This window comes from Tessaracoccus lacteus (genome assembly GCF_029917005.1).
In the GTDB taxonomy this organism is placed as follows: Bacteria; Actinomycetota; Actinomycetes; order Propionibacteriales; family Propionibacteriaceae; genus Arachnia; species Arachnia lactea.
In genome coordinates, this window is the sequence record NZ_CP123967.1 from 2,031,254 (window position 1) to 2,048,667 (window position 17,414).

A 17,414-nucleotide genomic window follows, 5' to 3' on the forward strand; every position below is an offset into this window, starting at 1 on the left:
CTCAGTCCTCCGTGGCCGGGACAAGTGCCCGGACATCTTCAGGTGTGGCGCAGGTGACCGCGCGCGCGGCGATCTCCCTGCAGTGGGCGATGGAGACGGCCCTGACGGCTGCCTTGACGGCGGGGATGGCGGGGATCGAGCAGCTGAGCTCATCCACCCCGAGCCCCAGGAGGATCGGCACGGCCTGCACGTCGGAGGCCACGCCCCCGCAGATGCCGAGCCACTTGCCATGGCGGTGCAGCGCCTCGGCCGCGTCGCCGATCAACTTGAGGACAGCCGGGTTGCAGGGGTCGACCTGCGAGGCCAGCTTGGGGTGGCCGCGGTCCATGGCGAGCGTGTAGCTGGTCAGGTCGTTGGTGCCGACCGAGAAGAAGTCACAGCCATCCTCGGCGGCGAACTGCTCCGCCATCACCGCCACGGACGGGACCTCCATCATGATGCCGACGCTGACGTGGGCCGAGGTCGGGTGGTCCTCGGCGACCTCGTCGTAGATGGCCTTGGCGGCGCGCCAGTCTGCAATGGTCGCGATCATCGGGAACATGATGTGCAGCTCCGCCCCCGCCTCGGCGGCGGCCAGGATGGCGCGCAACTGCGTGCGCAGCAGCTCCGGCTGCTCCAGGCCCACACGCACCCCGCGGATGCCGAGGAACGGGTTCTCCTCCACCGGTATCGGCACATAGGCCAGCGGCTTGTCTCCGCCGACGTCGAGCGTGCGGATGACCAGCGGGTCGCCGGGCCGCAGCGCCTTCGCGCAGGCGGCGTAGACATCCGCCTGCTCCGCCTCGGTCGGTGCCGTCGTCCGGCCGAGGAACACGAACTCGGAACGCAGCAGCCCGACGCCCTCACCGCCCATCGTGACGGACTGGGCCGCGTCGTCGGCGCCGCCGATGTTGGCGACCACCTGCACGGCGTGGCCGTCGGTCGTGACGGCCGGCTGGTCCTTGGCTGCCAGCTCGCGCTCCCTGCGCTCGGCCATCCGACGCTGGCGGGCCAGGATCTCGTCGATCTCGGTGTCGCTGAGGTTCTGCCGCAGCGTGCCGGCCGTGCCGTCGAGCACCACCCGGCTCCCTTCGGCGATGTCGAGCGCCCCCGGCTCGATGCCGGCGACGGCGGGGATCCCGAAGGAGCGGGCGATGATCGCCACGTGCGACGACGCCCCGCCGCCGGTCGTCGCGAAGCCGACGACCCGGCTGCGGTCCAGCTGCGCGGTGTCCGACGGGGTCAGCTCCTCCGCGACGAGGATCGCGGCCTCGGGCAGCTCCGCCTTCTCGGACCGCTGTCCGGTCAGCTCCTCGAGCACCCGCTGGCCGACGTCACGCACGTCGGCGGCGCGCCCGGCGAGCACCTCGTTGTCGAGGCCTGCGAGCTGGTCGGCGAAGGAGTTGTACGCGGCCCGCCAGGCGAAGGGCGCGCTCTTACCCTTGTCGATGGCGCTCACCGCGATGTCGAGGAGCTCGGGGTCCTGCAGGATCTCGCCGTGGGCGGCGAAGATCGCCGCCTTGTCGGCTGACCCGTCCCGTTCGAGCTTCAGCTCCAGGGCCGACAGGTCGAGGGCCGCGCGATCGATGGCGCTGTTGAGCTTGCGGCGCTCCTTGTGGTGGTCCTCCCCGGTCTCGGAGACCGCGATGTCGTCGTGGCGCACCTGCACGACGGTGCCGACCCCCAGGCCGGGCGACGCGGCCACGCCGAGCAGGAGGTCCGGGTCGCCGGATCGCGGTTCGGGCGCCGCCCTGAGCGGCGCTGGAGCGGGGGCTGCCTCCGCGGGGACGGCCGGCATCGCCACCGTGTCGTCGGTGCCCGAGGCCGGGATGGCCTCGCCCAGCCCCTCCCTGATGGCCGCCACGATGGCATCGACGGCCTCCGCCGCGTCGGACCCGTGCGCCGTGACGGTGACCTTGTCGCCGCGCGCGACGGCCATGCCCATGATCGCCACGATCGACTTCGCGTTGGCCGTGTCGTCGCCGCGCCGGATCCGCACGTCGGACGAGTATTGCTTGGCCAGGTTCACCAACGTCGCGGTGGGCCGGGCATGCAGTCCGGTCGGATTCGGGATGATGAGCGCCTGCGAGGTGACCGCCGCGCCCTGCTTCGGCTGACCGTCGGCCTCGTCCTGTGCCTTCAGCTGCACGAAGGCGGCCACCGAGCTGCCCGCTTCCACCATCCCTGCGCTGGGTGCGATGGAGTCGACGATCTCCATGTTCGTGATCACGACCTGCGTGAGCAGGCTCTTGGCGGCGCGGCCGACGCCGTCTAGGTCGAACTCGATCAGCGGGTCGCCGGGCGCGACCGAGGCCCCCTCGGCGACTCTGGGCGTGAACCCCTCACCGCCGAGCGCGACCGTGTCCAGCCCGATGTGCATCAGGATCTCGAGCCCCTCGGCCGTGCGGAGCGTGATGGCGTGGTGCGAGGGTTGCAGATCGACGACCTCGCCGGCGACCGGCGCCACGAGGAGGCCGTAGAGGGGGTCTATCGAGAAACCGTCACCCACCATCTTCTTCGCGAACACCGGGTCGGGCACCTGATCGAGCGGAACGAGGACCCCTGTCAGGGGCGCCATGAGCTCGACGGTCGCCGTGGTCAGCGGCTGCGACATGATCGTCTTCTCCTTTGCCCCGGGGGCACCAGCGCCCGCCGGGTGGCAAGGATGTTACGACCTCAGGGGAGCATCCCCTCCGTTGCCGGAGGCCCTTTCGTGCCCCAATGTGTGGCGTTCGAGACCCAGCGTCAGTTCCGGCCCGAGCGGCGTCGGACGACCATGGGCGTCAGCGGACACCAGCACCGTGACTCCGCGCGCGAAAACGGTGCCGTCGGCCGGGTCCGTCACCTCCGCCTCGACCGTCAGGGAGGTGGTGCCGACCGCGACCGGTGCGACGCGGACCTCGAACGGCTCCATGCGGTGGGGCAGCTGGACGAGGTAGTCCACGTCCTGGCGGGCCACGAGCCACATCCGCTCGGACCTTGGTGCCCCGGCACGCGCCATGGCCGGCACCCACGCGGTCGTCGCCGTGACACGGGCCTGCTGGAGGAAGTCAAACACCTTCGCGTTGTTGACGTGCCCGTAGGAGTCGAGGTCGGTCCAGCGGACCGCCAGCGGCACGGGGGTGCCCGCCCCGCCCAGCGGCGGGAACGCCAGCGGCCGCAGCGCCTCCGCCTCGATGCGATGCGCGTCGAAGAACGCGCGATGCTCGGGACTGAGTCGCTGGGGCCGCTGCTCGTTGAAGTTGAACGGGGTCAGGACGGTGCGGGCGTTGACGCACGGCTTCCCGTCCTGCAGCACCCGGTAGGCGAGTTCGATGCGCGCCCCTCCGAGCGCGCTCACGCCGAGCTCGACCCGCACGGGCACGTCGGCGTAGGCGATGGGGCTGCGGTACTCGACCCGGTGGCCGACGACGACCACGCCGCTGTCGAGGAGCGGCGACGCGACCCCGCTCCGGAGGAACGCGACGCGCGCCTCCTGGAGGTAGTCGACGACCAGGGCGTTGTTGACATGGCCCTGCGCGTCCAGGTCGGACCAGCGCAGCGGGATCTCAGCGGTGAATGTCACGAGCCGACCCTAGCCCCGTAGCGCCGGGGCCGCAGGTCAGTCCTCCTGCGGGTACATCGCGTCGACGAGGTCCTGGTACTTGCCCGTCACGATGGAGCGGCGGATCTTCATGTTGGCCGTCACACCCTCATTCTCGACCGTCAGCTCGTGGTCGAGGATCGTGAACTTCTTCACGGTCTCCCAGCGCTCGAGCTTCGCGTTGGCCTTCTCCATCTGCTTCTCCACCGAGGCGTGGATCTCGGAGCGCTGCGTCAGGTCGGCGTAGCTCAGCCCCTCCAAGCCACGCTTCTGGGCCCACTTCGCGAGCAGCTGCGGGTCGAGAACGACCAGCGCGGAACAGTACTTCCGTCCGTCGCCCACCGCGATTGCCTGCGAGATGTACGGGATGTTGGCGGTGATGGCCGCCTCGACCTTCTGCGGCGCGACGTACTTGCCTCCGGAGGTCTTGAAGAGGTCCTTCTTGCGCTCGGTGATGACTAGCTTGCCCTCGTCGGTGAGGTGACCGATGTCGCCGGTGGCGTACCAGCCGTCGTGCAGGACCTCGGCGGTCCGCTCCGGGAGGTTGTGGTAGCCGGGTGTGATGATGGGTCCGTTGATCAACACCTCGCCGTCGTCGGCTATCTTGAACTCGATGCCGGGCAGCGGCGGGCCGACGGTGCCGAGCGTGGGATTGGGCAGATCGAAGCACGCGATGGCGGAGGTCTCGGTGGAGCCGTAGCCCTCGACGATCACGATGCCGGCGCCGAAGAACCACGCCTGGATCTGCGGGGACAGCTTCGCGGAGCCGGAGATCATGAACTTGATCCGGCCGCCGAGCTTCTCCTTGAGCTTCGAGTAGACCAGCCTGTCGGCGAGCCGGTGCTGGATCGCGAGCCGGCTGGGCAGTTCCTGGCCCTTGGAGAGGTAGGGGACGGCGTCGCGACCGACGGCGAACGCCCAGCGCGCGATGCGGGCCTTGACGCCCTTGGAGCCGGTCATCACGGCGCCGCGGACCTTCTCGAAGATCCGCGGGGCGCCGCACATGAACGTGGGGCGGACCTCGCCGAGGCCATCGACGATGCGGTCGATGCGGCCGTCGACGGCCGAGGTGAAGCCGTACTCGAGCTGACAGGCGATCAGGGCCTTGCCGAAGACGTGGCTCAGCGGGAGCCAGAGGTACTGCAGGTCGGTGTGTTCGATGACGTCGAGGTGCTTGGTGGCGATGCCCTCGTAGACCCAGGAGATGTGGTTGAGCCGCACGCCCTTGGGCGTGCCGGTGGTACCGGAGGTGTAGATGAGGGTGGACAGCGTGTCGCGGGTGGTGGAGGCGATCGCGTCGTCCACCGCCGTGGGGTGCGCGGCGAGATGGGCCTCCCCGGCGTCGAGCAGCTGCTGATAGGAGATGACGCGGTCATTCAGCTCGACACCGTCGGCGTCGATGAGCACGATGGTGTGCAGCTGGCTGTCCAGCACATCGTGTCCGAGAGCCTTCTCCAGCTGCCCCCTGTCCTCCGCGAAGAGCACGACGGAGCCGGAGTCGGTGAGGATGTAGTCGAACTCCTCGCGCGCCGTGTTGGGGTAGATCGTGGTGGTCGCCCCGGCGGCGCAGGCGATCGCCAGGTCTACGAAGATCCACTCGAGGCGCGTCGACGAGGCGATCGCGACGCGCTCCTCGTACTTCAGCCCGCGCGACAGCAGTCCGGCGGCCAGGCGGTCGACGACGACCTGCGACTGGCGCCACGTATAGGGCTGCCAGGTGTTCGGGCCCTCCGCCGCACGGTCGGGATCGAGGAAGGCCTCGTGGTCAGGGGTTGCCTCCACGCGACGGCGGAACATGTGTCCGACGTTGTCGGCGGCCTTTTCCAGCAGTTCTTCTCGAATCGACACCTTCGACTCTTCTCCTAGGGCGGTGGTTTGCGGGACAGGCTATCGCGTCAGGTCGCCATGCATCGGGACAACCCGCAGGGGATACCCATCCCCAGCTACTTGAAATCTCAACCATGTGCTACACTCCCCGCATGTCCGAACCAACAGCAGGGTGGCTGACGGAGGATCAGCAGCGCGTCTGGCGCAACTACCTCCTCGCCCAGACCCACATCGCCGAATACCTCGAGGACGCGCTCGACCAGTTCGGCCTCAGCCTGGCCGAGTATGAGCTGCTCGTCCGCCTCAGCGAGTCCCCGGACCACACCGTACGGATGGGAGAGCTCGCCGCGTCCGTCGGCCACTCCCGCTCGCGCCTGACCCACACCGTCAAGCGGATGGAGCAGGCTGGCTGGATCTCGCGCAGCACCTGCGAGGTCGACGGGCGGGGCGTGCAGGCGCACCTGACGGACGAGGGCTTCGCCCTCCTCAAGCGGGCGGCCCCGGCGCACGTCGACTCCGTGCGCCGCGTCTTCGTCGACGCGATCGACCCCGACGACTACGCGGCCCTCGGCCGTGCGGTCCAGGCAACCCTGGCGGTGGCCGACCAGCAGGGCCACGGTGGCAGACTAGGGCCGTGACTCTCTCGGCAACGGCACCCCACGAACTGCTGCTCGACCGGCTCGGCGACCTTGCGGAGATCATCGACACCTCCACGCTGACCCGCGCGCTCTACTCGAGTGACGCGTCCCTCTACCGCGTCGCACCGCAGGCCGTGGCACGCCCGCGGACCAGCGACGAGCTGGTCGCGGTCGTCCGCGCGGCCCTCGAGATCGGGATGCCCATCACGGCGCGCGGCGCCGGGACCTCCTGCGCCGGCAACGCCGTCGGCCCCGGCCTGGTGATCGACGTGGCCCGGCACCTGACCACGATCCACTCGATCGACGAGACCAGCCGCACCGCCGTCATCGACCCCGGCGTCGTGCAGGAACAGCTGCAGGTCGCGGCGCGGAGTTTCGGACTCAGGCTGGGACCCGACCCGTCGACCTCGACGCGCTGCACCGTCGGCGGCATGATCGGCAACAACGCGTGCGGCCCCCGCGCCCTGGGCTACGGCCGGATGGCCGACAACGTGGTGAGCCTCGACATCATCACCGGCACCGGGGAACTGGTCACGCTCGGCACCGACGACCTGCCCGAGCTGCGGAACCTCGTGGCCTCCAACCTCGGGCTGATCCGCACGGAGTTCGGCACGTTCAGCCGCCAGGTCTCCGGCTACTCGCTCGAGCACCTGCTGCCCGAGAATCGCTTCAACGTGCCACGGTTCTTCTCCGGCACCGAAGGCACCCTCGGCGTGATCGTCCGCGCGACGGTGCGGCTGGTCGCCGACGCCCCCGAGCGGCTGATGGTCGCGCTCGGCTACCCGACCATGCCGGACGCCGGCGACGACATCTCCCGCCTGCTGCAGTTCTCCCCCACGGCCTGCGAGGGCCTCGACCGCCGCATCGTCGACGTCGTCGTCGCCAAGAACGGCCCCGACAGCGTCGGCGTGCTGCCCGCCGGCGACGGCTGGATGTTCCTCGAGCTGGTCGGCGACGACGCCGCCGAGGTCCGCTCCCGTGCCGACGCGCTGCTCGCTCACGCAGCAGCCACCGAGGGGTGGATCGTCGACGACCCGGTCCGCGCAGCCGAGCTGTGGAAGATCCGCGCCGACGGCGCCGGCCTCGCTGGCGTCTCGCTGGACCGCCCCGCCTACGGGGGCTGGGAGGACGCCGCCGTCCCGCCGCAGCACCTCGGCACCTACCTGCGCGAGTTCGATGCACTCCTGACGCGCCACGGCCTGCAGGGCCTCCCGTACGGCCACTTCGGCGACGGCTGCGTGCACTGCCGCATCGACTTCCCCCTGACCGCCGACGGCGGCGCCGAGGGCTACAAGGCCTTCGTCGAGGAGGCCGCGCAGCTGGTGGCACGCTTCGGCGGCTCCATGTCCGGCGAGCACGGCGACGGCCGCGCCCGCTCGGCGCTGCTGCCGCACATGTACACGCCCGAGGCCATCGAGCTGTTCGGCCAGGTCAAGCGGATCTTCGACCCCGAGGGCCTGCTCAACCCCGGCGTGCTCGTCGACCCGGCCCCTGTTGAAGCGGACCTGCGCATGGTGGCCGTCAGCCGCTCCCCGCTGTCGTCGACGGACGCCGAGTTCGTGGAGGCCGTCCACCAGTGCTCGGGCGTCGGCAAGTGCCTGGCCAACTCCACCGCCGGCGGCGGAGTGATGTGCCCCAGCTTCCAGGCCACCCGCGACGAGAAGGACTCGACCCGCGGCCGGGCGCGCGCGCTGCAGGAGATGGTCAACGGGTCGCTGATCTCGCAGGGCTGGCGCTCGCCCGAGGTCGCCGCCGCGCTCGACCTGTGCCTCAGCTGCAAGGGCTGCGCCCGCGACTGCCCCACCGGCATCGACATGGCCGCCTACAAGGCCCGCGTCACGCACGAGCGACTGAAGGGTCGGCTGCGTCCACGCAACCACTACGCGCTCGGCTGGCTGCCCCGCTGGGGCCGCCTGATCACGGCGATCCCCGGCATCGGCCCCCTGATCAACGCCGTCGGCAAGGCCCCCGTGCTCGGCGCGGCCCTCAAGTTCGGCGCCGGCGTCGACGGGCGGCGCCAGATCCCACGCTTCGCATCGCGGACCGCCCGATCACAGCTCGGCGAGATCCCCGTCGGCTCGAAGGGCAGGGTGCTCATCTGGGTCGACTCCTTCTCGGACTGCTTCGAGTCGACATCTTTCGCCGCCATGGTGAAGGTGCTGGTCGGCCTCGGCTACGAGCCCGAGGTGCTGAACGAGACGGCCTGCTGCGGCCTGACCTGGATCTCGACCGGCCAGCTCGACGGCGCCCGCCGCCAGCTCGCCAACGCCGCGAAGGTGCTGGCCCCGTACGTGGCGCAGGGCGTGCCGATCGTCGGCGTGGAGCCGAGCTGCACCGCCGTGTGGCGCAGCGACGCTCCCGAGCTGCTGCCCGACGACGCCAACGTGGCTGCGCTGAACGGCAAGGTGCTCACGCTCGCGGAGTTCCTGGCGACCGACGAGGACTTCGTCGCCCCCGATCTGAGCGGGCACACTATCGTCGCCCAGCCGCACTGCCACCACGCCTCCGTGATCGGGTGGAACGTCGACCGTCAGCTCCTGGAGGCGACCGGGGCGACGCTCATCGTGGTGGGTGGCTGCTGCGGCCTGGCCGGAAACTTCGGCGTCGAACGAGGCCACCATGAGGTGAGCGTGAAGGTGTTCGAGCACGACCTCGGCCCGGCCATCGAGGCCAACCCCGACGCCATCGTGCTGGCCGACGGGTTCTCCTGCCAGACGCAGCTGACCTCCCTGGCCGGCCGCGCCTCCATGTCACTTTCCGAGCTGCTCGCCACCCACTGACACGTCCCAGGCCTCGCCCCAGCGGGCGATGGCGCGCTCCCCCTCGACGCGGATCGCGACGAGCAGGGTCAGGTAGGCAAGGCCGATGGCGATCAGGAGGACCGTCACCGCGGCCTCCGCCGCCGGTACGCCGAAGATCCGGGAGAAGACGGACTGGATCGGGTCTCCCGGGTCGCCGTCGGGGATCGTGAGGACCAGGAGGATCCAGAGCCCGTAGTAGGCGAACGAGGTCCAGGCGCCGACGGGGCCGAGCCAGTGCCGCCACTGGCGGCGGCGGTACGTGGAGGCCAGCATGGCGGCCATGGCCTGCATCGCGACCGTCGCGGGGATCCCCACCAGCGCGTACAGCGCGAACACGACGTCGCCGGGGGTGGTCAGTGCCCTCAGGCCTCCCGCCACCAGCGGGAGCAGCACGATGCCTGCCCACAGCAGCTGGTAGCCGACCTCGCCGAGGGGATATCGGGGCACGGGAACCGGGGAAGACATGATCTGGCAGCCTAGCGGGGTCCGACGATCACGCCGTCCCGGGCGCGCTCTGGTCATGAAGGCTAGTGTGGCAGGTGTGAGTGACGACACGCGCGGTCGACGACTCGCCGGCCTGCTCACCGGCGCCCTGTGCTTCGGCGCAGCGCTGCTCGTCTTCCTCTGGCGCATCGGCGAACCCTTCGCGTGGACCGACGAGGGCGTCACGTACGAGACGCTGCGGACCCGATCCTGGGACCAACTGCTGCTCCTGTGGGACGGGACCGACGCGCCGCTCCTGCCCTACTACCTGGTCGCGAAGCTGTGGGTTGACCTTCTCCCCGGGGAGGTCACGATCGGTGCGATCCGGTCGCTGTCGGCCGTGCTCGCCGCCGTCGCGGTCCTGTTCGTCCACCTCCTGGTGTCGCGCCACCACGGCCGGGTCGCCGGCGTGGTGGCCGCCGGGATGCTGGTGGCGCTGCCGGGTATGTCCCGGTACGCGCAGGAGGCCCGCCCGGCGGCGCTCCTGCTCGCCGTCACGGCCGTCGCCTGGTGGTCGTTCGACAGGTGGAACTCCCCCGCCGACGAGCGGAGGCCCTCGCCCGTCTACGCCGTCGTGCTGTGCATGTCCCTGCTCGCCATCCCCGCCGCGTCGCTCTTCGGGCTGCTGCAGTGGGGCGCCATGGGCATCGCCGCCCTGTGGTGTGTCGCCCTGCCGTCGAGGCACGGCTGGTTCGTGGCGCGCGTGCGGCTGCTGGCCCCGCTGGCCGCGGCGGCCGCCGTCGCCGTGCTGCCGGTGATCCACATCGCGTCGCACGGCACCGGGCCCGTGCAGGCCCAGAGCCCCACCGCCGAACTGATCGTCGACGCCGCGCAGCGCGTCGCCTCCGGAGCGAGAGAGGCGGACGCGACCACCTGGCTGCTGCTTGCCCTGATCGCCGCCTCGCTCATCTCGCTGTTCACGCCGGCGATGCGCCGGTTCCTCGGCACAGCATGGATCTGGCTGCTCGTGCCTCTGGTCGGCGGCGTCGTGGCCGGTATCGTGCACGCCCAGTTCATCCGGGTGCGCTACTGGATGCCCCTGATCCTCCCGGCGGCTGCCCTCGCCGCGGTGGGCGCGACGCAGCTCGGGCTGCTGGTGGCCAGGGTGCTGCCCCGTGCCCTCCGCTCAGCGGTGCGGACGCTCGTCGCGGCGACGCTCGTCGTCGCGGTCGCATACCTCGGGGCGCCGACGCACGTCGCGATCCGCGATGTCGAGGGGCACGACAACCCCATCGTCGAGCTGCTGGCCTTCGTCGACGACCTCCGGGCGGAGCACCCCGAGGCGGTCGTGCTGATCGACGGCACGGGCGCGAGCTACTACTTCGCGCAGTCAGACCCCGAGCTCTTCGCGTCCAACATCCTGACGACCCCGGCTCCGGACAGCCCGAACGTCTGGCGGGACGTGAGACCCCAGAAGGAGCGCAGGGCCGAACTGGCCGACGCCACCTCCGCCATCTGGATCCACTTCGCACGGTCGAAGCCGCGCGCGACGTATGCACATCTCCGCGACCAGCTGCTGGCTGCGGGGCTCACCCGCACGGACGTCGGCTCCTTCCATGGCCGGTGGCGCGTCACGCTCTGGGAGCGGTGACGCGCCCGTCCGGTCAGCGGGTCAGGCGGCGGTGGGCCGACGACTTCGGGCGCGAGGCCTCCGGGCCGAGGCGCTCGATCTTGTTCTGCTCGTAGTCGGCGAAGTTGCCCTCGAACCAGAACCAGTTCGCCGGGTTCTCCTCGGTGCCCTCCCACGCGAGGATGTGGGTGGCGACGCGGTCGAGGAACCAGCGGTCGTGCGAGATGACGACGGCGCAGCCGGGGAACTCCAGCAGCGCGTCCTCCAGCGACTGGAGCGTCTCGACGTCGAGGTCGTTGGTGGGCTCGTCGAGCAGCAGCACGTTGCCGCCCTGCTTGAGGGTCAGCGCCAGGTTCAGACGGTTGCGCTCACCACCGGACAGGACGCCGGCCAGCTTCTGCTGGTCCGGGCCCTTGAACCCGAAGGACGCGACGTAGGCGCGCGACGGCATCTCGAAGTTCGCGACCTTGATGAAGTCCAGACCGTCGGAGACGACCTCCCAGACGTTCTTCTTGGCGTCGAGGCCGGTGCGGCCCTGGTCGACGTAGCTGAAGGAGACGGTCTCGCCGACCCTGACCTCGCCGGAGTCGGCGGCCTCGAGACCGGTGATGGTCTTGAACAGCGTGGTCTTGCCGACGCCGTTGGGGCCGATGATGCCGACGATGCCGGCGCGCGGCAGGGTGAAGGACAGGTTGTCGATGAGGACGCGGTCGCCGAAGCCCTTCTTGAGGTTCTTGACCTCGAGGACGACGGAGCCGAGGCGCGGGCCCGGCGGGATGTTGATCTCGGCCAGGTCGACGGCCTTGCGGCGCTCCGCCTCGGCGGCGAGCTCCTCGTAGCGGGCGAGGCGGGCCTTGTTCTTGGCCTGGCGGGCCTTGGGGTTGGCGCGGACCCACTCGAGTTCCTTCTCGAGGATCTTGGCGCGCTTGGCGTCCTTCTTGCCCTCGACGCTCAGGCGGGCGCGCTTGGTCTCCAGGTACTTGGAGTAGTTGCCCTCGTAGGGGTAGAGGCGGCCGCGGTCGATCTCGCAGATCCACTCGGCGACGTTGTCCAGGAAGTAGCGGTCGTGCGTGACGGCGAGCACGGCGCCGGGGTAGGTCTTGAGGTGCTTCTCGAGCCAGTCGACGCTCTCGGCGTCGAGGTGGTTGGTGGGCTCGTCGAGCAGCAGCAGGTCGGGGGCCTCGAGCAGCAGCTTGCAGAGCGCGACGCGGCGGCGCTCGCCACCGGAGAGGACCTTGACGTCGGCGTCGCCGGGCGGGCATTGGAGCGCGTCCATCGCCTGCTCGAGCATGGAGTCGATCTCCCACGCGTTGCGGTGCTCGAGCTCGGTCTGCAGGCTGCCCATCTCGTCCATCAGGGCGTCGAAGTCCGCGTCGGGCTCGGCCATGGCCATGCCGATCTCGTCGAAGCGCTTCAGCATCGCCTTGGTCTCGGCGACGGCCTCCTCGACGTTCTCGAGGACCGTCTTGTCCTCGTTCAGCGGCGGCTCCTGCAGCAGGATGCCGACGGTGGCGCCCTTGGCGAGGTTCGCCTCGCCGTTGTTGGGTCGGTCCATGCCGGCCATCAGCTTCAGCATGGTGGACTTGCCGGCGCCGTTCGGGCCGACGACACCGATCTTGGCGCCCGGGAAGAACGACAGTGTGACGTTGTCGAGAATGACCTTGTCGCCGACCGTCTTCCGGACGTTGTGCATGGTGTAGATGAACTCGGCCACCAGGGCTCCCTTCGCGTTGACCGCAGGCAAGTATGCCAGCTTGCCCCGAACGGGGCGCATCGGCTCCTCAGAGGAGCCTGTCGATGGCGGCGCGGGCGGCCGCGTAATCCTGCACCTGGCTCATGGCCGGGCCGACGAGGCTCCGCTGGGCGACGGCCTCGACCGACGACCGCAGCGCCTTCTGCGCCCGGCGTGCCGAGGAACCCGCCGCCGCGTTGATCGCCAGCTGGGACAGGCCGGAGGTGAGGATGCCGCCGAGAATGCCGCCGAGCAGCAGCACGGTCGGGACGGGAACCTGCAGGCCGCCCTCGGGCCCGAGCGGGTAGTTGGCGAACGGCGGGAGCCCGAGGTAGCCGAGCACCGCGTTCAGGGTCAGCCAGCCCAGCCCGACGACCACGGCCGCGATCAGCACCCACTGCAGGGCGCGGATGACCTGCCACCAGGCGGGGTTCCTGGCCACCCGCAGGTCGGTGGTCACCACGGCGCGGTCGAGCTCGTCCGGGAGGCCAGGCTCCGCGGCGCGCAGCGCGTCGACGACCCCCTGGCGCCAGGGTCCGGGCAGCGGGTCCCCGACGGCGCCGACGAGGGTCCGCAGCGCGGCGGACTGGTGGGCGGACGAGGCGGCCGACCGGGTCGGCAGGGAGCTGCGCTCCACGACCGGCGCGGACTCCAGCTCGGGCTGCGTCTTCGCCTCGCCGAGCCGCAGGCGACGCAGCGGGTCGGGCTTCAAGCGGCCGATCCACTTCACCAGCGGCCAGCCGGTGGCGAGCTGCCCGCGATGGCGCACGGAGTCGCGCACCGCGTCGACCACGACGGGGACCCCCGCGGCCGACGACAGTTCGACGGTGACGCGGTCGAGGACCTCGCGCCCCGCTGCGGGAACGTCGATCCGGCCCAGCGCATGGTCGAGCTCGCGGGCGGCCTCGTCGACGTCGGCGGCGAGCCGCTGCGCGGCGGCCTTCTTGGACTGGGCGAGCAGGCCGAGCCTGGCCCGGAGTTCCTCGAGCCCCATGCCGGTCAGGGCGCTGGTCGCGATGAGCGGGACGCCGGTCAGGCCGTCGGAGTCGAGCAGGCGGCGGACGTCGGCCAGGCACTGGGCCCTGGCCTCGGGGTTCAGGAGGTCGGCGTGATTGAGCACCACGGTGATGACCTCGCGGTGCCCGGCCAGCGGCTGGAGGTAGCGCTTGTGGATGGCCGCGTCGGCATACTTCTGCGGGTCGAGGACCCAGACGAACTGGTCGACCAGGCCGACCATCCGGTCGACCTCGTCGCGGTGCACCCGGCTGGTCGAATCGTGGTCGGGCAGGTCCAGCAGCACGACGTCGGCGAAGGCGGGCGTAGGCGGCTCCGCCTCGTGGCGGCGCTCGACGCCCAGCAGGTCCAGCAGCGGCGGGTTGGTCGCGGAGAAGCTGACGGCCAACGTCTTCGAGGTCGTCGGACGGCGGGCGCCCTGCTCGGCGAGCCGGGTGCCGCTGATGGCGTTGAAGAGGCTGGACTTGCCCGACCCGGTGGCCCCGCCGAGCGCGACGACCGTCTGGGGACCGGCCGCCAGGCGGCGGCCGGCGTGCGCGAGGACGTGGCGGGCGTGGGCCTCGGTCTCGGCCGGGACGCGCCCGGAGACGTGCTCGACGGCCTGGTTCAGGTACGCGAGCTGGTCGTTCAGGTTCATCAGGTGAGCTCCGGGGCTGTCAGGTCGTCGAAGGCGGCGCGGGCGGCCTCGCGCAGGTCTGCCGCCGCGGCCTGGAGTTCACCGGTCGCGTCGCTGTCGACCGACAACGTCTCCAGGATCTGGATATAGCGCGCGGCCTCGTCGGCGAGCGCGTCGTCGACGCGGTCGTGCAGCTGGCGGCGGGCGTGCTCGGCGAGGCGCCGCACGGCGTCCTCCCCGAAGACGGCCTCGAGCAGCCGCTGCGCCAGCAGCGACGTGCCGCCCGCGATGCCGATCTCGGCGGTGGTCAGCCCGCCCGTCGACGCGAACACGACAATGATCAGGGCGGCGCCGACGACGTTGGTGCCGATGGCCAGGAACCGGGCCTTCATCCGCTTGCCGCGGCCCTGCTGCTCGACAAGGCTCAGCACGTCGGTCTGCCAGGCGCGGATCGCGGCGGCCGCGGCCTCGGGGAACTGGTCGGAGGCGCGCTGCAGGTGCGGGGCGGCCGACAGGATGTCGCGGCCCCAGCGGGTCAGGGACCACGACGCGGCCGTCTCCTCAGCGGCCCGCTCCCCCGCCTCCAGCAGGACGGCGGTCAGGGAGTCGGCGATCGCGACCTCCATGGCCTCGACCTTCGGCTCCCCCTTGAACCAGCCGGAGATCCGGTCGCGGATCGCGCTGATGCGCTCCTCGATCGAGCGCATGAACTCGCCGGTGCCGACGAGGTCCTGCCAGCGGCTGAGGATCTCGCCGCGCAGGAGCGAGCCGTCTCCCGCCGCCTCCGCGACAGCCGCGGCGGCGCGCTGGTAGGGAGCCACGGTCTCGCGGCGCAGCTCGGCCAGCGCGTCACGCTGGCGCTGCACTCCGGCGGTCAGCTCGGTGAGCTGCGCGTCGAGGGATCGGACGGAGCCCGCGAGGCTCTGGACCGCGACCTGGGCGCGGGCGCCCGACTCGGAGGTCAGCTGGCCCAGCCACTGGCGGATGCCGGAGACGTCGCCGGGGGGCACCATGCCGTCGGACGGCAGCGCCCGCTCGGCGACGGCGAACAGCTTCGCCTGCGGCAGGCCCCGCTCGGAGAGCAGCTGCGACAGATGGCCGCCGATGTCGGTGATCGCGCCGGGTGGGCAGCGGTTCACGATGACGGCGACGACGGTGTTGCGCTCGGCGGCGGTGGCGAGGTACTCCCACGGCACGGCGTCGGCGTAGCGCGCGGCGGAGGTGACGAACAGCCACAGGTCGGCGGCGAAGAGCAGCTGCCGCGCGAGGCTGCGGTTGGCGTCGTCGATCGAGTCGATGTCGGGGGCATCTAGCAGCGCCAGGCCGGGCGGGAGTGCCTCGGTGGCGACGATGTGCAGAGCGCGGGAGTCGTGCAGCTGCGTGTCGGTGCGGACGAGGTCGGGCAGGACGTGTTCGGTGCGGAACCACGCCTCGTCGCTCGGGTGGCACACCAGCACCGGCGACTTCGTGGTCGGGCGCAGCACGCCGGGTCTGGTCACCTGGGCGCGCAGGATCGAGTTGACGAGCGTCGATTTGCCGGCGCCGGTCGAGCCGCCGACGACGGCCAGCAGCGGGGCGTCAAGGCGCGCTGCGCGGGGCAGGAGGTAGTCGCGGACCTGGTGGGCCATCGAGCCCGCGAGCGAACGCAGCGCCTCGGCCCCCTCGATCGGCAGCGGGAACTGCGCGAGCGGCAGCGTCGCGTCGAGGCGGCGGAAGGCAGCGGTCAGCTGCTCGGCGCCGCTCATCGAGGTGCCGGCCAGTTGCCGCCGACGCCGGCCGGGCCGGGTGCGACGGGGGGCGGGTAGGCGTCGGTCAGCTGTCCCTGCGGGAGGTGCCCGCCCGTCGGGGGCGGCACAGCGCGGCGGCGGCGTCGGGGCGGGAGGACCTTGAGTCCGCGGTAGTCGCTCAGCGCCTTCCCCCCGACGGCCAGCTGGTTGATCTCGGTGATCAGCTCGTGCGCGCGGTCGTCGCCCGGGCCGGCGACCGTGCCGCGGGCCATGGAGTTGCGCAGGTAGGCCAGCTCGGTGGCCCTGCGCAGCAGCCTGGTGGTCTGCCACCACACGCGGGGGCCGCGGAAGATGGAGAACCAGATCAGCTTGATGCGGCGCAGCGGGCCGCCGTAGAGCTCGACCTGGCGCGGCGTGAGCCAGCCGGCGCGCTGGTAGTCACCCAGCCGGGCCTTGAGGATCTGGCCGTTGCCCACCACGCTGACGATCAGCGAGATGACGATGACCGCCACCAGCGCCAGTGCCAGGTAGTACGGGAACATCAGCGCCGAGGTCGAGTTCGTCGACGACAGGCCGTTGAAGAGCATGTGGCCAGCGCAGGCGAGCATGAATCCGCCCAGCGGGGCGAGCACGCGGACGATCTTGCTGCGGGCGCCCAGCCCGATGACCAGCCCGGAGGCGGTCAGGATCGTGAACAGCGGGTGACCGAAGGACGTGTAGACCCCGCGCAGCATCACCAGCTGCACCATCGTCGCCTCGGGGTCGGCGATGGTGATGTCGTGCGTGGCCTGCATCCACACACGCGAGTAGTAGATGATGTTCTCGGTGAAGGCGAAGCCGACGGCCGAGAGCCCGGCGAGCGCGACCATCGACAGGCGCGAGACCACCTTGTTGCGCCACAGCACCACGAGCAGGATCAGGATGGTCGCCTTGGCGAACTCTTCGACGAACGGCGCGGAGAACACCGCGGCGCGCGAGCCCGAGTCCGAGTTGGCCTCGGTCGTCGCCATCATCTCGCCGGCCCACGAGTTGACGTAGATCGAGAACCAGGTGGCGGCGCAGGCGCCCCAGCCGAATGTGAGCAGCCATACCAGCGGGTTCGACGTGCGGAACCGGTCGAGCCAGATGAACAGGGCCGAGTAGGCCATGGCCGTCCACATCGCGTAGAACGCGGCCCGGCGGAACGCCTCGTTGCTGATGCCCAGCGTCATCGAGCCGTCCTCGAAGGTCTCGGACGGGCTGAGCAGCCAGTACTGGTCGACGAGGCAGTAGGCGTAGAAGGGGATCAGCACCACAGCGAGCCAGAACAACGGGCTGCGCAGCAGCCGCGAGTACCACCGGCGCTTCACGGGCTCCTCGGGCAGGCCGTTCAGCCACCGGTCCCGGGAGGCATCAGCTGTAGTCATGATGCGGCCAAGACTAGCGGGCCCCCACCACCGTCCCC

Annotated in this window: 11 protein-coding genes; 3 read left to right on the forward strand and 8 right to left on the reverse strand. The window is 71.0% G+C overall.

What is annotated here, in order from left to right; all coding sequences use genetic code 11:
• Nucleotide 1: 1 nt before the first annotated feature.
• Genes ptsP through QH948_RS09400 form a run of 3 tightly spaced genes read right to left on the reverse strand, consistent with a single transcriptional unit; the run spans nucleotide 2 to nucleotide 5,410 of the window.
• Nucleotides 2-2,593: a phosphoenolpyruvate--protein phosphotransferase gene (ptsP, locus tag QH948_RS09390; RefSeq protein WP_281144166.1), complete on the reverse strand. Its 2,592-nt coding sequence runs from the start codon at nucleotides 2,591-2,593 to the stop codon at nucleotides 2-4.
• Between the two features lie 54 nt (nucleotides 2,594-2,647).
• Complete coding sequence (locus QH948_RS09395; RefSeq protein WP_281144167.1) at nucleotides 2,648-3,544, reverse strand: acyl-CoA thioesterase; 897 nt, start codon at nucleotides 3,542-3,544, stop codon at nucleotides 2,648-2,650.
• 36 nt (nucleotides 3,545-3,580) lie between these two features.
• Nucleotides 3,581-5,410, reverse strand: a complete 1,830-nt coding sequence (locus QH948_RS09400) for an AMP-dependent synthetase/ligase (protein ID WP_281144168.1) — start codon at nucleotides 5,408-5,410, stop codon at nucleotides 3,581-3,583.
• Nucleotides 5,411-5,541: 131 nt separating this feature from the next.
• On the opposite strand from QH948_RS09400, the gene QH948_RS09405 reads away from it, so the two are divergent.
• Complete coding sequence (locus QH948_RS09405; RefSeq protein WP_281144169.1) at nucleotides 5,542-6,027, forward strand: MarR family winged helix-turn-helix transcriptional regulator; 486 nt, start codon at nucleotides 5,542-5,544, stop codon at nucleotides 6,025-6,027.
• A complete protein-coding gene (locus tag QH948_RS09410; protein ID WP_281144170.1) occupies nucleotides 6,024-8,807 on the forward strand; it encodes an FAD-binding and (Fe-S)-binding domain-containing protein in 2,784 nt (927 codons plus the stop codon). The genes QH948_RS09405 and QH948_RS09410 overlap by 4 nt, the downstream gene beginning before the upstream one ends.
• On the opposite strand, the gene QH948_RS09415 is transcribed toward QH948_RS09410, so the two are convergent.
• Nucleotides 8,778-9,293 (reverse strand): hypothetical protein, encoded by a 516-nt coding sequence (locus tag QH948_RS09415; protein ID WP_281144171.1) that lies wholly within the window; start codon nucleotides 9,291-9,293, stop codon nucleotides 8,778-8,780. The two genes, QH948_RS09410 and QH948_RS09415, sit on opposite strands and share 30 nt — an antisense overlap.
• A gap of 76 nt (nucleotides 9,294-9,369) precedes the next feature.
• Between QH948_RS09415 and QH948_RS09420 the strand changes: the two genes are divergently transcribed.
• Nucleotides 9,370-10,902, forward strand: coding sequence for a hypothetical protein (locus tag QH948_RS09420; protein ID WP_281144172.1), 1,533 nt, complete (start codon nucleotides 9,370-9,372; stop codon nucleotides 10,900-10,902).
• Between the two features lie 13 nt (nucleotides 10,903-10,915).
• On the opposite strand, the gene ettA is transcribed toward QH948_RS09420, so the two are convergent.
• The 4 genes from ettA to QH948_RS09440 all read right to left on the reverse strand — a co-directional run bounded on the left by ettA (nucleotide 10,916) and on the right by QH948_RS09440 (nucleotide 17,376).
• Nucleotides 10,916-12,595 carry an energy-dependent translational throttle protein EttA gene (gene ettA, locus QH948_RS09425; protein WP_281144173.1) on the reverse strand — a complete coding sequence of 560 codons (1,680 nt, stop codon included), beginning with the start codon at nucleotides 12,593-12,595 and terminating at the stop codon, nucleotides 10,916-10,918.
• Nucleotides 12,596-12,662: 67 nt separating this feature from the next.
• The gene (locus tag QH948_RS09430) at nucleotides 12,663-14,264 is read right to left on the reverse strand and encodes a GTPase (RefSeq protein WP_281144174.1); all 1,602 of its coding nucleotides are present in this window, start codon (nucleotides 14,262-14,264) and stop codon (nucleotides 12,663-12,665) included.
• Nucleotides 14,264-15,988: a P-loop NTPase family protein gene (locus QH948_RS09435; protein ID WP_281144175.1), complete on the reverse strand. Its 1,725-nt coding sequence runs from the start codon at nucleotides 15,986-15,988 to the stop codon at nucleotides 14,264-14,266. Before QH948_RS09435 ends, QH948_RS09430 begins: the two co-directional genes overlap by 1 nt.
• On the reverse strand, nucleotides 15,985-17,376 hold the full coding sequence (locus QH948_RS09440) for a PrsW family intramembrane metalloprotease (RefSeq protein ID WP_281144176.1): 1,392 nt from the start codon (nucleotides 17,374-17,376) through the stop codon (nucleotides 15,985-15,987). Before QH948_RS09440 ends, QH948_RS09435 begins: the two co-directional genes overlap by 4 nt.
• Nucleotides 17,377-17,414 lie beyond the last annotated feature (38 nt).

What these genes read in the sequence shown, in the direction of transcription:
- QH948_RS09440 (WP_281144176.1), bottom strand. Translation starts at nt 17,376, where the DNA reads ATGACTACAGCTGATGCCTCCCGGGACCGGTGGCTGAACGGCCTGCCC.
- QH948_RS09430 (WP_281144174.1), bottom strand. Translation starts at nt 14,264, where the DNA reads ATGAACCTGAACGACCAGCTCGCGTACCTGAACCAGGCCGTCGAGCAC.
- QH948_RS09415 (WP_281144171.1), bottom strand. Translation starts at nt 9,293, where the DNA reads ATGTCTTCCCCGGTTCCCGTGCCCCGATATCCCCTCGGCGAGGTCGGC.
- ptsP (WP_281144166.1), bottom strand. Translation starts at nt 2,593, where the DNA reads ATGTCGCAGCCGCTGACCACGGCGACCGTCGAGCTCATGGCGCCCCTG.
- QH948_RS09435 (WP_281144175.1), bottom strand. Translation starts at nt 15,988, where the DNA reads ATGAGCGGCGCCGAGCAGCTGACCGCTGCCTTCCGCCGCCTCGACGCG.
- QH948_RS09405 (WP_281144169.1), top strand. Translation starts at nt 5,542, where the DNA reads ATGTCCGAACCAACAGCAGGGTGGCTGACGGAGGATCAGCAGCGCGTC.